The 14,903-nt window shown below is 74.5% G+C and carries 12 protein-coding genes; 4 read left to right on the top strand and 8 right to left on the bottom strand.

The window, feature by feature from the left end; all coding sequences use genetic code 11:
• Positions 1-13: 13 nt before the first annotated feature.
• Positions 14-1,831 (top strand): bifunctional metallophosphatase/5'-nucleotidase, encoded by a 1,818-nt coding sequence (locus OIM89_RS24100; RefSeq protein WP_264491614.1) that lies wholly within the window; start codon positions 14-16, stop codon positions 1,829-1,831.
• Between the two features lie 57 nt (positions 1,832-1,888).
• On the opposite strand, the gene OIM89_RS24095 is transcribed toward OIM89_RS24100, so the two are convergent.
• The 5 genes from OIM89_RS24095 to OIM89_RS24075 all read right to left on the bottom strand — a co-directional run bounded on the left by OIM89_RS24095 (position 1,889) and on the right by OIM89_RS24075 (position 9,065).
• Positions 1,889-3,304, bottom strand: coding sequence for a lysine N(6)-hydroxylase/L-ornithine N(5)-oxygenase family protein (locus OIM89_RS24095; protein ID WP_030695169.1), 1,416 nt, complete (start codon positions 3,302-3,304; stop codon positions 1,889-1,891).
• Positions 3,301-4,680, bottom strand: a complete 1,380-nt coding sequence (locus OIM89_RS24090; protein ID WP_151169805.1) for a pyridoxal phosphate-dependent decarboxylase family protein — start codon at positions 4,678-4,680, stop codon at positions 3,301-3,303. Before OIM89_RS24090 ends, OIM89_RS24095 begins: the two co-directional genes overlap by 4 nt.
• 215 nt (positions 4,681-4,895) lie before the next feature.
• Positions 4,896-7,463 carry an aminopeptidase N gene (pepN, locus tag OIM89_RS24085; protein WP_226965108.1) on the bottom strand — a complete coding sequence of 856 codons (2,568 nt, stop codon included), beginning with the start codon at positions 7,461-7,463 and terminating at the stop codon, positions 4,896-4,898.
• 124 nt (positions 7,464-7,587) lie between these two features.
• Positions 7,588-8,331, bottom strand: a complete 744-nt coding sequence (locus OIM89_RS24080) for a Clp protease N-terminal domain-containing protein (RefSeq protein WP_175457204.1) — start codon at positions 8,329-8,331, stop codon at positions 7,588-7,590.
• A 50-nt stretch (positions 8,332-8,381) separates the two neighbouring features.
• Complete coding sequence (locus tag OIM89_RS24075) at positions 8,382-9,065, bottom strand: HAD family hydrolase (RefSeq protein WP_226965109.1); 684 nt, start codon at positions 9,063-9,065, stop codon at positions 8,382-8,384.
• Between the two features lie 164 nt (positions 9,066-9,229).
• On the opposite strand from OIM89_RS24075, the gene OIM89_RS24070 reads away from it, so the two are divergent.
• Positions 9,230-9,418 (top strand): CsbD family protein, encoded by a 189-nt coding sequence (locus tag OIM89_RS24070; RefSeq protein WP_023419933.1) that lies wholly within the window; start codon positions 9,230-9,232, stop codon positions 9,416-9,418.
• Between the two features lie 75 nt (positions 9,419-9,493).
• Here the strand turns inward: OIM89_RS24070 and OIM89_RS24065 are convergent, their stop codons facing one another.
• Positions 9,494-9,874 (bottom strand): chorismate mutase, encoded by a 381-nt coding sequence (locus tag OIM89_RS24065; protein WP_030698565.1) that lies wholly within the window; start codon positions 9,872-9,874, stop codon positions 9,494-9,496.
• Positions 9,875-10,004: 130 nt separating this feature from the next.
• Here OIM89_RS24065 and OIM89_RS24060 point away from each other — a divergent pair, with 130 nt between their 5' ends.
• The gene (locus OIM89_RS24060) at positions 10,005-11,519 is read left to right on the top strand and encodes an ankyrin repeat domain-containing protein (protein WP_047469100.1); all 1,515 of its coding nucleotides are present in this window, start codon (positions 10,005-10,007) and stop codon (positions 11,517-11,519) included.
• On the opposite strand, the gene OIM89_RS24055 is transcribed toward OIM89_RS24060, so the two are convergent.
• Positions 11,467-13,347 (bottom strand): DEAD/DEAH box helicase, encoded by a 1,881-nt coding sequence (locus OIM89_RS24055; RefSeq protein WP_264491613.1) that lies wholly within the window; start codon positions 13,345-13,347, stop codon positions 11,467-11,469. The two genes, OIM89_RS24060 and OIM89_RS24055, sit on opposite strands and share 53 nt — an antisense overlap.
• A gap of 94 nt (positions 13,348-13,441) precedes the next feature.
• A complete protein-coding gene (locus tag OIM89_RS24050; RefSeq protein ID WP_003947520.1) occupies positions 13,442-13,645 on the bottom strand; it encodes a cold-shock protein in 204 nt (67 codons plus the stop codon).
• 332 nt (positions 13,646-13,977) lie between these two features.
• Between OIM89_RS24050 and OIM89_RS24045 the strand changes: the two genes are divergently transcribed.
• Positions 13,978-14,898, top strand: coding sequence for a chitosanase (locus OIM89_RS24045; RefSeq protein ID WP_226965111.1), 921 nt, complete (start codon positions 13,978-13,980; stop codon positions 14,896-14,898).
• Positions 14,899-14,903: the final 5 nt, after the last annotated feature.

The raw sequence follows: 14,903 nt of genomic DNA, 5'->3' as shown, positions 1-14,903 counted from the left end.
CGAGGAGTGGATGATGGCGGTCAACCGCAGGGGATTCGTGGGTGGTTCGGCGGCGGTGGGCGCGGGGCTGGCGCTCGGCGCGGGGGCGGGTACGGCCTCGGCGGCGGGCGGTTCGGGGCAGGGCCCGGGCCAGGGCGGGCACGGTCGTGAGCGGCGGCACGCGTTCACCGTGCTGGGCACGACGGACCTGCACGGCAACGTCCTGAACTGGGACTACTTCACCGACGCGGAGTTCGACGACGCGGACCACAACGACGTCGGCCTGGCCAAGATCTCCACGATGGTCGAGGAGATCCGCGAGGAGCGCGGCCACCGCAACACGCTGCTGATCGACGCGGGCGACACGATCCAGGGCACCCAGCTGTCGTACTACTACGCGAAGGTCGACCCGATCACGGAGCGCCGGGGTCCGGTGCATCCGATGGCGCGGGCGATGAACGCGATCGGGTACGACGCGGCGGCGCTCGGCAACCACGAGTTCAACTACGGGATCGAGGTGCTGCGGAAGTTCGAGGAGCAGTGCCGTTTCCCGCTGCTGGGGGCCAACGCGCTGGACGCGAAGTCGCTGCGGCCGGCGTTCGCGCCGTACGTGATCAAGCGGATGCGGACGCCGTTCGGGCGGGACGTGCGGGTGGCGGTGCTGGGGCTGACCAACCCCGGGGTGGCGATCTGGGACAAGGTGAACGTGCAGGGCCGGATGGTCTTCCCGGGGCTGGTGGAGCAGGCGGCGAAGTGGGTGCCGAAGCTGCGGTCGATGGGCGCGGACGTGGTGCTGGTGTCGGCGCACTCGGGGACGAGCGGTACGTCGTCGTGGGGCGACCAGCTGCCGTACGTGGAGAACGCGGCGGCGCAGGTGGCCGAGGAGGTGCCGGGGATCGACGCGATCCTGGTGGGTCACGCGCACCGGGAGATCGCCGAGTACGTGGTGGAGAACAAGGAGTCGGGGCGGCCGGTGGTGCTCTCCGAGCCGCTGAAGTGGGGGCAGCGGCTGACGCTGTTCGACATCGAGGTGGTGTGGGAGCGGGGCCGCTGGGTGGTGGAGCGGGTGGCGTCCGAGGTGCGGAACTCCAACACGGCCGAGGAGGACCCGCGGATCGTGCGGCTGCTGGCCGAGGAGCACAGGAAGGTGGTCGCCTATGTGAACCAGGTGATCGGGACGTCGGTGGAGGAGATGTCGGCGGCCGAGGGTCCGGTGAAGGACGTGCCGATCATCGACCTGATCAACCATGTGCAGACGGAGACGGTGCGGGCGGGTCTCGCGGGCGGTGCGTACGCGGAGCTGCCGGTGGTCTCGCAGGCCTCGTGTTTCTCGCGGACGGCGCGGATGCCGGCGGGTGAGGTGACGATCAAGGACGCGGCGGGGCTGTACCCGTTCGAGAACACGCTGGAGGCGCGGGTGCTGACGGGTGCCCAGCTGAAGGAGTACCTGGAGTTCTCGGCGCGGTACTACGTGCGGACGGCGCCGGGTGCGCCGGTGGACCCGGCGGCGCTGACCAACGCGGACGGGATTCCGGACTACAACTACGACGCGTTGTCGGGGGTGACGTACGAGGTGGATGTGGCGCAGCCGGTGGGTTCGCGGATCGTGGGGCTGGCGTTCGAGGGGGAGCCGGTGGCGGCGGACGCGCGGTTCGTGCTGGCGGTGAACAACTACCGGGCGAGCGGGGGCGGGGCGTTCCCGCACGTGGCGTCGGCGGAGCAGGTGTGGGCGGACCCGGAGGAGATCCGGAACACGATCATCGAGTGGGTGCGGGAGAAGGGGACGGTGGACCCGGCGGAGTTCGCGTCGGTGGGGTGGCGGCTGACGCGGGAGGGTGAGCCGGTGTTCTGAGCCGGGTGAACGGGGGTGCGCGGCCGGGGGCGGGGTCTGCCTCCGGCCGCGTGGCGGTCAGCGGGGTTCGGCGAGGGGGGTGAGGGTGTGCCGGGGGTGGGGTCCGGCGCCGGGGCGTTCCAGGCCGAAGGTGGTGAAGGCGGTGCGGTCGGGGAGGGGGTAGGGCCGGGTGCCGGTGAGGGTGTTGAGGATGGTGGCGGAGCGCCAGGCGGCGAGGCCGAGGTCGGGGGCGCCAACGCCGTGGGTGTGGCGTTCGGCGTTCTGGACGTAGACGGCGCTGCCGGTGCGGCTGATGGCGGGGTCGAGGTGGAGGCGGTAGTGGTCGTCGACGCGGGGGCGTGCGGCGTGGTCGCGGCGGAGGTAGGGGTCGAGGGCGGCGAGGAGGCGGTCGAGGGGGCGTTCGCGGTAGCCGGTGGCGAGGACGACGGCGTCGGTGGTGAGGCGGGTGCGGGTGCCCTGGGTGAGGTGTTCGAGGTGGAGTTCGACCTGGGTGGTGGCGACGCGTCCGGCGGTGCGGACGGCGACGCCGGGGGTGAGGGTGGCGTCGGGCCAGCCGCCGTGGAGGGTGCGGCGGTAGAGCTCGTCGTGGATGGCGGCGATGGTCTCGGTGTCGATGCCCTTGTGGAGCTGCCACTGGCGGGGCAGGAGCTGGTCGCGGGCGGTCTGCGGGAGGGAGTGGAAGTAGCGGGTGTAGTCGGGGGTGAAGTGTTCGAGGCCGAGTTTGGAGTACTCCATGGGGGTGAAGGCCTCGGTGCGGGTGAGCCAGTGGATTTTTTCGCGGCCTTCGGGGCGGGCTCGTAGGAGGTCGAGGAAGATCTCGGCGCCGGACTGGCCGGAGCCGATGACGGTGATGTGGTCGGCGCCGAGGAGCCGTTCGCGGTGGGTGAGGTAGTCGGCGGAGTGGACGACGGGGACGACGGGTGCGTCGGCGAGGGGTTTGAGGGGTTCGGGGATGTGGGGGGCGGTGCCGACGCCGAGGACGAGGTTGCGGGTGTGGACGCGGCCGAGGGCTTCGGCTTCGCCGTCGGCGCCGGTCTGGGTGTAGTCGACTTCGAAGAGGGCGCGTTCGGAGTTCCAGCGGACGGCGTCGACCTGGTGGCCGAAGTGGAGTCCGGGGAGGTTCTCGGCGACCCAGCGGCAGTAGGCGTCGTACTCGGCGCGGTGGATGTGGAAGCGCTCGGCGAAGTAGAAGGGGAAGAGGCGCTGGCGGTGGCGGAGGTAGCTGAGGAAGCTCCAGGGGCTGGCGGGGTCGGCGAGGGTGACGAGGTCGGCGAGGAAGGGGACTTGGAGGGTGGCGCCGTCGATGAGCATGCCGGGGTGCCAGTGGAAGGCGGGGCGTTGTTCGAAGAAGGCGGTGCGGGGGGTGTCGGGGATGCCGTGGGCGAGGGCGGCGAGGGAGAGGTTGAAGGGGCCGATGCCGATGCCGACCAGGTCGTGGGGCTGGTCGTGGTCGGGGGTGTGCTGGGCGGTCATCGGGGGGTGTGTCCTTCCACCATTTTCAGCATCCGGTCGAGGTCGCTGGGTTGGGTGTGCGGGTTGAGCAGGGTGGCTTTGAGCCAGAGGCGGCCCTCCGCGCGGGCGCGGCCGAGGACGGCGTGGCCGTCGTCGAGGAGGGTGCGGCGGACGGCGGCGACCTGGTCGTCGTCGGCGTCGGTGGGGCGGAAGAGCACGGTGCTGAGGGCGGGCCGTGCGTGGAGGGTGAGGGCGGGGTGGTGGTGGATCTTGTCGGCGAGGGTGGCGGCGAGGTCGCAGACCTGGTCGACGAGGGCGCCGAGTCCGTCGCGGCCGAGCGCGCGGAGGGTGACGGCCATCTTGAAGGCGTCGGGGCGGCGGGTGGTGCGCAGGCTGCGGCCGAGGAGGTCGGGGAGGCCGGCTTCGGTGTCGTCGTGGGAGTTGAGGTAGTCGGCGGTGTGCTGGAGGGGGTCGAGGCGGCCGGTGTGGTGGACGGCGAGGATGCCGGCGGCGACGGGTTGCCAGCCGAGTTTGTGCAGGTCGAGGGTGACGGAGTGGGCGCGGTCGAGGCCGTGGAGGGCGTGTTTGCGGCGGTCGCTGAAGAGGAGGGGGCCGCCGTAGGCGGCGTCGACGTGGAGGTCGGCGCCGTGGGCGGCGCAGACGTCGGCGAGGGCGGGGAGGGGGTCGATGGCGCCGGAGTCGGTGGTTCCGGCGGTGACGGCGACGAGGACGGGGTGGCCGGTGAGGGCGGCGAGGGTGTGGTGGAGGGCTTCGGGGTCGAGGGTGCCGGTGGGGGTGGGCACGGTGTGGCTGGCGGGGAGGCCGAGGAGCCAGGCGGCGCGGGGGAGGCTGTGGTGCGCGTTGGCGCCGTGGACGAGGTGGAGGGGGGTGCGGTGGCGTTCGCGGGCGAGGAGGAGGGCGAGCTGGTTGGCCTCGGTGCCGCCGGTGGTGAGGAGGGCGTCGGGTTGGTCGGCGGCGGGGTAGGTCTCGCGGGCGAGGGTGCGGGTGAGTTCGGCTTCGAGGGCGGAGGCGGCGGGGGCCTGGTCCCAGGAGTCGAGGGAGGGGTTGAGGACGGAGGCGGCGAGGTCGGCGGCGGCGGCCAGCGCGAGGGGCGGGGCGTGGAGGTGGGCGGCGCAGAGGGGGTCGGCGGGGTCGGCGGCGCCCTGGGCGAGGGCGTGGACGAGGGGGCCGAGGGCGGCTTCGGGGCCGGTGCCGTGGTCGGGCAGGAGGGGGTGGGCGGCGGTGTGGACGCGGCGGGCGGTGGTGGTGGGGCCGCCGGCGGGGAGGGGCCCGCCGCGGTCGAGGGCGCCGGCGCGCAGGGCGTCGAGGACGGCGGCGAGGAGGGGCGCGAGCGCGTCGGGTCCTGCGGTGCCTCCGGCGAGGGGCGGGGTGTTCATGTTTCTGCTGGTCCTTCAGGCGCGCGCGGGCGGGGAGTTCCAGCTTGTTGGGGGGTGCCGGGCCGTCGGGCGGGGAGTGCGGGGAATGGGTCCGAAAGGGGGATTACGGCGGGGTTGGCGGGCGGGTCGCGGGGTGGGTCTGGTAGGAGGCCGGGCGTACGGAGGAGGGCGGCGGGGTGTGCTTCCCCGCCGCCCTCCTCCGTACCGGTCGTGGGTCAGCCGGTGGCGGCTCCGGCCTGGCGGTCGCGGACGCGCAGGGCGCGGGCGAGGTCGTCGAGCTGGTCGGCGAGGCGGCGGCGGAGGGCGGGGACGAGGTCGTCCTGGGCGAGGGCGGCGCGGCCGAGGGCGAGGGCTTCGTCGTCGACGGCGTACGCGGGGAAGGCGGCGGCGCCGGCGGCGGTGGCGAGGGCGGCGCCGCGGCGGCGGGCGAGGGCGGGGGCTTCCTGGTAGTAGCGGTGGACGTAGGGGCGGACGAGGGCGGTCTGTTCGGGTTGCCAGAAGCCCTGGGCTGTGGCGGTGAAGAGGTAGGTGGAGAGGGTGTCGTCCTCGAACATGGCCTCCCAGGCGCGACGTTTGGCGTCGAGGTCGGGGAGGGCGGCGCGGCAGCGGGCGGCGCCTTCCTGGCCGGTGGCGCTGGGATCGGCGGTGAGTTCGGCGTCGATGGCGGCTTCGTCGACGGCGCCGAGGACGGCGAGGCGGCCCAGGACGCGCCAGCGCAGGGCGGGGTCGAGGGTGGGGCCGCCGGGGACGAGGCCGTCGTCGAGCCAGGCGGTGAGGGTGGCGGGCTGGGTGGCGCTGTCGATGAAGTGGCGGACGGCGACGAGGCGCAGTCCGGGGTGGGCGTCGGTGCGGTGGGCGCCGCCCTGGCCGCGGGTCCAGTCCTCGGTGCTGAGTCCTTCGGTGCGGCGGAGCAGGTCGCGGCAGAGGGCGGTGAGGGTGGCGAGGGCGGCGGGCCGGTCGTCGGGGTGGGTGTAGACGCCTGCGACGTGGCGGGAGGCGAAGCCGAGGACGCCGGTGGTGACGGCGAGGTCGTTCTCGTGCGGGAGGTGGGTGCGGGCGGCGTCGAGGTAGGCGGCGGGGGCCAGTTCGCCGTCGCGGACGAGGTCGCGGGCGGTGTTCCACAGGACGGCGCGGGTGAGGGGGTCCGGGAGGGTGGCGAGGGTGGCCGTCGCGGTGGTCCAGGAGGTGGGGTCGAGGCGGAGTTTGGCGTAGGTGAGGTCCTGGTCGTTGAGGACGACGAGGCCGGGGCGGTGGCCGGGGAGGGTGAGGGGCCGGTCCTGGGGGAGGTCGAGGTCGAGGTGGTCGCGGCGGGTGGGGGGGCCGGTCTCGGGGGTGTGGTCCCAGGTGGTGACGGTGATGCGGTGGGGGCGGGTGCCGTCGCGGTCGACGGTGAGCTGCCAGGTGGGGGCGGCGGGGGTGCCCGTGTCGGTGGCGTGTGCGGTGAGGGTGTCGACGCCGCTGGTGCGCAGCCAGGCGGCGGCCCAGCTGTGGACGTCCCGGTCGGTGGCGGAGGCGAGGTTGTCGAGGAAGTCGGCGAGGGTGGCGTTGGCGAAGCGGTGGCGGGTGAAGTGGCGGTTGATGCCGGCGAGGAAGTCCTTCTCGCCGAGCCAGGCGGTGAGCTGGCGCAGGGCGGCGGCGCCCTTGGCGTAGGAGATGCCGTCGAAGTTGAGGAGGGCGGAGGCGGTGTCGGGGACGGCGTCGGGGTCGGGGGCGACGGGGTGGGTGGTGGGGCGCTGGTCGGCGTCGTAGCCCCAGTCCTTGCGGCCGGCGGCGAAGTCGGTCCAGACGTGGGTCCAGCGGGTGGCTTCGGCGACGGTCTGGTAGCCCATGTACTCGGCGAAGGACTCGTTGAGCCAGATGTCGTCCCACCAGGTGAGGGTGACGAGGTCGCCGAACCACATGTGGGCCATCTCGTGGGCGATGGTGACGGCGCGGGAGCAGCGTTCGGCGTCGGTGACGGCGGAGCGGAAGACGTAGGTGTCGCGGAAGGTGACGAGGCCCGGGTTCTCCATGGCGCCGGCGTTGAACTCGGGGACGAACGCCTGGTCGTAGGAGTCGAAGGGGTAGGGCTCGTCGAACTTCTCGTGGTAGCGGTCGAAGAGGGCGGTGGTGGTGGAGAGGAGTTCGGTGGCGTCGGCGTCGAGGTGGGGGGCGAGGGAGCGGCGGCAGTGGATGCCGAAGGGCAGGCCGCGGTGGTCGGTGCGGACGGTGTGCCAGGGTCCGGCGGCGACGGCGACGAGGTAGGGGGAGATGAGAGGGGTGGTGGTGGCGGTCCAGCGGCCGTCGCCGTGGTGGGTGGTGGTGCCGTTGGCGAGGACGGTCCAGTGCGTCGGGGCGGTGACGGTGAGGTCGAAGTGGGCTTTGAGGTCGGGCTGGTCGAAGGCGGCGAAGACGCGGCGGGCGTCGTCGAGGAAGAGCTGGGTGTAGAGGTACGTCTCGTCGTCGGCGGGGTCGGTGAAGCGGTGCATGCCTTCGCCGGTGCGGGAGTAGGCCATGTCGGCCTCGACGGTGAGTTCGTGGGGGCCGGGGGTGAGGCCGGTGAGGGGGAGGCGGTTGCCCTCCAGGGTGGCGGGGTCGAGGGGGGCGCCGTCGAGGGTGACGGTGTGGAGGCGGGCGGGGTTCAGGTCGATGAAGGTGTCCCCGGCGGCGCGCGCGGTGAAGTGGACGCGGGTGCGGGAGGCGAAGGTGGTGTCGCCGGTGGTGAGGTCCAGGTCGACGGCGTAGCGCTGGACGTCGAGGAGCTGGGATCGGGTCTGCGCTTCGTCGCGCGTCAGGAGGGACATGCGGGCCATGCTGCCCGATGGCGCGGGGCGGGCACAGGGGGGTCCGGCGGGGGCGCGGGGGTACACCCCCGGGGGCCGGCTCCTCCGGGGGCGTGGGGTGGTGCGGGGTGTGGGTTCTGGGGTGTCAGCCGGTTTCGCCGGTGGGGTTGTCGAGGAGGGCGCTGATGGTGCGGACGATTTCGGTCTCGGCGGCTTCGGGGTCGGCGCCGAGGGTGGTGAGGGGGCCGCCACCGCTGAGGTTCTCGTGTTCGAGGAGAGCGAGGAGGAGGTGTTCGGTGCCGATGAAGTTGTGGCCGAGGCGCAGGGCGACGCGGAAGGTGAGTTCGAGGGCCTTGCGGGCGGCGGCGTCGTAGGGGATGAGGTCGGGGAGGGTGTCGGCGGGCGGCTGTTCGCCCGCGGCGACGGCGGTGCGTAGTGCGTCGGCGGTGATGCCCTGGCCGGTCAGGAGGTGGGCGGCGACGGAGTCGGGGTCGGCGAGGAGGCCGAGGGCGAGGTGGCCTGGGGCGATGTGGGACTGGCCGGCGGTGCGGGCGGCTTCCTGGGCGGCGACGACGGCGTTGCGGGCGCGGGGGGTGAAGCGGCTGAAGCCGTCCTTGGGGTCGAGGTCCCCGCTGCCCTTGGGGACGAACCGCTTCTGGGCGGCCTGCTTGGTGACGCCGAGGCCGGTGCCGATCTCGGTCCAGGAGGCGCCGGAGCGGCGGGCCTGGTCGACGAAGTGGCCGATGAGGTGGTCGGCGACGTCACCGAGGTGTTCGGCGACGACGACGGCTCCGGAGAGGCGCTCCAGGGGGTCGGTGTGGCTGCTCTTGATGGCGTCGATGAGGTCGTCGAGGCGTACGGACCGGGAGGGTGCGCTGAATTCGGTCATGCGTCAACCTTAGGTTGACGCATCCTAAATCGTCAACCCTCGGTTGACGATCAAGCCTCCTCGTCCCCCTCCCCCGCCCCGGCGTTGGCGTTGAGGATCAGCCCGGAGAGTTCCAGCAGCCCGCCGATCCGGAAGCCGGGCAGCGCGCGGGCCTCCTCGGACTCCCGGTCGAGCACCGCCCACGGCCCGCGCCGCACCAGCGCGGTACGCAGCCCCGCCTCGGCGGCGGGCCGCACGTCGTACGCCCACCTGTCGCCGACGTGCAGCATCTCCCCCGGCGCGAAGGGCAGCGCCCCGGCCAGCCGCCGGAAGAAGGCCGGGTCCGGCTTGGCCACGCCCCACTCCCCCGAGGCCGCGACCAGCTCCGTCTCCTCGGCGAGCAACCCGCGCAGCACGTCCGCGCCGCGCGCCGTCAGATTGTCCGCGACCCCCACCACCAGCCCGTCGGCCCGGAGCGCCGCGAGCGCGGGCCGGGCGTCGGGGTACAGGTCGGCCTCGGTGTACGTGTCCTCCGGCACGCCCGCCTCGGCGCGGGCCGCCCGCTCCGCCGCCGCGTCGAAGCCGGGCCGGATCGCGGCGCACGCCTCGTCGAAGCCGCCCCCGGCGGCGAGGACGGCACCGAGGACCGCCGAGAAGGTGTGCGGGGAGACGCCCAGCCAGCCGGCCCAGGCCGCGTACCGGCGGGTCTCGTCCACCAGGCACTCACCGACGTCGAGGACCACCGCACGGATCATGGGGTAGAGCGTAGGGGGCCCGTGCGCGGGCGGCCGGGAGCCTCGCCCACGCACCCCGTACGGCGTGGTGGCGGGTACCCGGGCGGCCCGTTCCGCCGTGCGGTGCGGGTCGGGCGACCGCACCCTGGAGGTGGAATGTCCCGCTTGACGAGAGGAAGTCCGCCATGGGCGAGTCCGCGATGGACAAGATGAAGGGCAAGGCCAAGGAGGCCGTCGGCAAGGTCACCGGTGACCGCCGCGCCGAGTCCGAGGGCAAGACGGACCAGGCGAAGGGCGACGCCAAGGACGCCACGGACCAGCTCCGCGAGCGCGCCAAGGGAGTCGGTGACTCCATGAAGCGCGACGACCGCTGACGCCCCTGGCGCACGGACGAGGTGAGGCCGGCCCCCGCTCGGGGACCGGCCTCACCGCTGTGCGGGGGCAGGGGGTCAGCCGGCCGCCTGCGACACCCCGGGGGCGTCGGCGCCCTCACCGGTCACCACCTCGTCCGCGATGCGCTCGTGGTGGCGGATGACCTCGGCCACGATGAAGTTGAGCAGCTTCTCGGCGAAGGCCGGGTCCAGGTGGGCGCTCTCGGCAAGCGCGCGCAGCCGGGCGATCTGCTGGGCCTCGCGGTCCGGGTCGGCGGGGGGCAGCTGGTGCTCGGCCTTGAGGTGGCCGACCTGCTGGGTGCACTTGAACCGCTCGGCGAGCATGTGCACCACGGCGGCGTCGATGTTGTCGATGCTCTCGCGCAGCCGCTGGAGTTCGGCGAGGACAGCCGTGTCGCCCGCGCCGGAGCGGCCCGTTCCGGTGTTGCTGGGGGTCATGGTGGGTCAGCCTACGCGGCCCGCGCCGCCGCCGGAGGGGTGCCCGAGGAGTGGGACGGCGCCTCACCCGTACCGGTCGTGACCAGCGATTGGCGTTGCGGCACCGGCCCGCTGCGGGGATCGTCGCCTTATGGGTGAGACGTACGCGGAACACGGCACGGACCCGGCGAACGCCGCCGCCGAGGAACTCTTCTCGGCGCTGTACGAGGCCGACGAGGACCTGGTGGCCGCGCTGCTCGGCGCCGGGGTGAGTCCCGAGGCCGACGACGGCGGGGGCGGCACGGCGCTGCACAGCGCGGCGGTCGACGGGCGGGCGGCCGTCGTCCGGCTGCTGCTGGCGGCCGGCGCCGACCCGGACCGGCGTACGGCCGAGGGCGAACTGCCGCTCTGCGGCGCCGCCTGCTGGGGCCGCACGGCGGTGGTGCGGGCGCTGCTCGCGGCGGGCGCCGACCCCGGGGGCGCCGACGAGCCGGGGCCCACCGCCCTGGTGTGGGCGGCCCAGGGCGGGCACGCGGGGGCAGCGTCGGCGCTGCTGGAGGCGGGCGCCGAGCCGGTGGCCGAGCGGGGTGATCCGCTGCTGGTGCGGGCGGCGCGGCAGGGCTCGCTGGAGACGGTCCGGGTGCTGCTGGAGCACGGGGCGGACGGCCGGGAGGCGGCGCTGGAGGAGGCGCTGCGGTGGTCGGTGGGGCTGGCGGACCGGCTGCGCGAGGAGCTGGTGGGCGCCGGGGAGGGCGAGGAGGCTGCGGGAGAGGTGGAGGTGGTCGTCCGCGAGGTGCGGCGCGGGTCGACGACGCTGCTGGCGGCGGTGGTCCTGCGCGACGGGGACCCGGGCGAGAGCCAGGAGCGGTTCACCTCGCACGCCGCCGTCGCCACCGTGCTGGAGGAGGAGCTGGGGCGCACCACCTCGTACGAGGAGCTGAGCGCCCGGGCCCTGCGGCGCGGGGAGCCCTGGCACGACGACTGGCGGGAGCCGGTGCGGGTGCTGGGCGCGCGCGGCGACGAGGAGACGTACGCGGCGGCGGCAGCCCGGCTCGGGGAGGCGGCGGACTCCCCGGAGGCGCTCTTCGCGGTGGAGGCGCTGGGGCGGCTCGGCGTCGGGCGGCTGACGCCCCGGGTGGTGCCGCTGCTGCGGGAGCTGGCGCGGGAGGCGGTCGACGCCCAGCTGCTGGCGGCGGTGGTCCGGGGCCTGGGCCATCACGGCGATCCCGGGGCGCTGCCGGAGGTGTACGAGGCGGCCGGCCACTCCTCGGCGGAGGTCCGCGAGGCGGCGGCCCGAGCCCTGTTCGGCCTGGTCCCCGCCGACGACGCGCAGGGCGTCGCGGTACTGGTGGCGCTGTCGGCGGACGCCTGGCCCCGGGTCCGCGAGTGGGCGGTGACCGCGCTGGCCGCCCTGGCCTCGGACACCGAGGAGGTCCGCGAGGCGCTGGCGGCCCGGCTGGCCGACGAGGACCCCGCGACGGTCGCCGAGGCCGCGGCGGGCCTGGTCCGCCGGGGCGCGGGCGCCCGGGCCGAGGAGGCGCTGGGCCTGCTCCTGACGACGGAGCCGGAGGGTTCTCCGGTACGGGAGAAGGCGCTGGAGACGGTGGAGCAGCTCACCGACCCGGCGGTGCGGCGACGGCTGGAGGGGGTCCTGCCGCTGGGGTGACGGGCCTGCGGACACGGTCTCCCGGCGCCGGGTCCGTGCCGCGGAACGCCGACGCCGCCCGGGCCAGGAGCCCGGGCGGCGTCGGCGTCACTCCCCTGCTTACGTCAGGCCGCCGCCCCGGAGCCGCGGCCGCCGCCACGGGCGCGGCGCGGCGCGCCGCCGGTGCCCCGGGCGGGCGGCGCGCCCGGCCGGAGCCGCCGCCCCCGCGTCCCGCCGCGCCACGGCCGGTGCCGCCGGTACGGGCGCCACCGCCGGTACGGGCCGTGCCCGCGCCGGCCGCGGCGCGAGAGCCGGTGCCGGGCTGGGTGGCGGTGCGGCCGGTGGCGGTGGCGGTGGCCGACGGGCGGCCGCCGCCGGAGCGGCCGCGGCGGGAGCGGCCGCCGGACTTGGCCTTGGGCGGGGTGGGCTGCTGCGGGATCTCGACCGTGACGGGCACGCCGGAGGGCTCGCGGGCGCCGGTGAGGCGGGCGAGTTCCTCGTCGCTGGACTTGACCCGGGCGGTCTGCGGCGTGATGCGGGCCGCCGACATCAGGCGGGTCATCTCGCGCTTCTCCTCGGGGAGGACGAGCGTGACGACGCTGCCGGACTCGCCCGCGCGGGCGGTTCGGCCGCCGCGGTGCAGGTAGTCCTTGTGGTCGGTGGGCGGGTCGACGTTGACGACCAGGTCGAGGTCGTCGACGTGGATGCCGCGGGCCGCCACGTTGGTCGCGACCAGGGCGGTGACCTGGCCGTTCTTGAACTGCTCCAGGGTGCGGTTGCGCTGCGGCTGGGAGCGGCCGCCGTGCAGCGCCGAGGCGCGGACGCCGTTGGCGAGGAGCCGCTTGGCGAACCGGTCGGCGGAGCGCTTGGTGTCCACGAACATGATCACGCGGCCGTCGCGGGCGGCGATGCGCAGGGCGACCGCCTTCTTGTCGGTGTCGTCGGCGACGTAGAGCACGTGGTGCTCCATGGTCGTGACGGCGCCCGCCGAGGGGTCGACGGAGTGCACCACCGGGTCGGAGAGGTAGCCGCGCACCAGCCGGTCGATGTTGCGGTCCAGGGTGGCGGAGAAGAGCATCCGCTGCCCGTCGGGGGCGGTGCGGTCCAGCAGGGCGGTGACCTGCGGCATGAAGCCCATGTCGGTCATCTGGTCGGCCTCGTCGAGGACGCTGACCGCCACCTGGTCGAGGCGGCAGTCGCCCCGGTCCAGGAGGTCCTTGAGCCGCCCCGGCGTGGCGACGACGACCTCGGTGCCCCGGCGCAGCGCATTGGCCTGCTTGTTCAGCGAGAGCCCGCCGACGACGGTGGCCATGCGCAGCCCGAGGGCCTTGGCGTACGGCGTGAGGGCGTCGGTGACCTGCTGGGCCAGTTCGCGGGTCGGGACGAGGACCAGGGCGAGCGGCGCCCCGGCCTCGGCGCGGCGTCCGGCGGTGCGGGCCAGCAGGGCGAGGCCGAAGGCGAGGGTCTTGCCGGAGCCGGTGCGGCCCCGGCCGAGGATGTCGCGGCCGGCCAGCGAGTTGGGGAGCGTCGCGGCCTGGATGGGGAACGGCTCGGCCATGCCCTCGGCGGCCAGCGCGGCGAGCAGCGGCTCGGGCAGGTCCAGCTCGGCGAAGGCGGCGACGGCCGGCAGGGCCGGGGTGCGCGTCTCGGGGAGGGCGAAGTCGCCGCCCTGCGGGGCGGCGGGGGTGCGGGAGGTGGTGGGGCGCCCGGTCCGTCGGCCCCCTCGGGAGCGTCCGGGGCGGCTGCCGCCGGAGTCCTGGCCGGGTCGGCGGCCGGTGCGGGCCTGGGGGTTCCCCTGGGCCGCGCGGTTCCCCGCTGCCTGGCGGTCGGGGCGTTCGGATCGAGTCATGGGGCGGTCTCTGCCTTCCTGGGGACAGCACAAACCGGGGCCCGCACCGAGCGTGGTGCGGGCCCCGGTCAGGAGGTACGCGTCGGGGCTGGAATCAGCCGGCGACGATGTTCTCCGCCTGCAGGCCCTTCTGGCCCTGCGTGACGTCGAAGGTGACCTTCTGGCCTTCCAGGAGCTCACGGAAGCCCCGGCCGGCGATGTTGGAGTAGTGGGCGAAGACGTCGGGGCCGCCGCCGTCCTGCTCGATGAAGCCGAAGCCCTTTTCGGCGTTGAACCACTTCACGGTTCCGGTGGCCATATGCACTCCCTGGGGTGTTGAGGGGCCGGTATTCCTTCCGCGGGTCCGCGGGAAGAAGTGTCACAAAAGAGCCCCACACCGGAGAGCCGGCAAGGCCGGAGGGCCGGGAAACAATAATGCGCCTGAGCGAGTTCTCGTCAGGCGCACATAAAGATCATGGGTACCACAACTGCAACGTCCCCCAGCCTAACACGGTCACCCCTGCTCGCGGAGGAGCGCCGGGCGCGGGTACGGGAGGCGGCGGGGCGGCCCGGGAGCGGGGTGCGTACCGGATCGGTCAAGATCACCCGGGGCGGCCGGAGGGGCGGGTGAAGGTCCGTACGCTTGGGCGAATGAAGCGTGTTGGTTGTGTGTTGCTGGCCCTCGCCCCGCTGGCGACGGCGGCCGTCTTCCTCCTCGGTCCGGACCCCGAGGCGGACCGGATACCCGGCGAGTCGGGCCCCTCGTCCTCGGCCGCCGCGGACGGTGCGGCCAGGACCGGCCGGGACGGCGGCCCGGACGACGCCGACCGGGAGACGGAGGAGCGCATCGCGAAGATGCCCGCCGGTCTCGCCGCGCCGGAGAAGAAGGAGCTGGCGCTCCAGCTGGCGGCGAGCGCCGACAACTCGACGCTGAAGTGGCGCACCCTCTACGGCTACATCGAGGACCTGGAGGACGGGCGCGGCTACACGGCCGGCATCGCCGGTTTCTGCACCGGCACCCACGACCTGCTGGGCCTGGTCGAGCGGTACAGCAAGGCCCACCCGGACAACGGCCTGGCCGCGTACCTGCCGGCGCTGCGCGAGGTGGACGGCTCGGACTCCCTGGAGGGGCTGGAGGGCTTCCCCGAGGCGTGGGAGGCGGAGGCGGAGGTCCCGGCGTTCCGCGAGGCGCAGGAGCGGGAGCGGGACGAGCGGTACTTCGACCCGGCGGTGCGGATGGCGAAGATCGACGGCCTGGGCACGCTCGGCCAGTTCGTCTACTACGACGCGATGCTGCTGCACGGCCCCGGCAAGGGCGCCGACAGCTTCTACGGCATCCGCGCGGCCGCGCTGGAGAAGGCGGAGACGAAGGCGGCGGGCGGCGACGAACGGACGTACCTGGAGGCGTTCCTCGACGCGCGGCGGGCGGTGATCCGGGAGGGGAAGCGGTTCCAGCGGGACACCTCGCGTGTCGACTCCGCGCAGCGGGTCTTCCTGCGGAACGGCAACCTCTCCCTGTCGACGCCGCTGACCTGGGAGATCTACGGGGAGCGCTTCCACCTTCCCGGGTGAGGGAA

Origin of the sequence: Streptomyces sp. BI87, from assembly GCF_025957665.1 — a bacterium.
GTDB lineage: Bacteria > Actinomycetota > Actinomycetes > Streptomycetales > Streptomycetaceae > Streptomyces > Streptomyces albidoflavus.
This window is presented reverse-complemented; position numbering and strand designations above follow the sequence as displayed.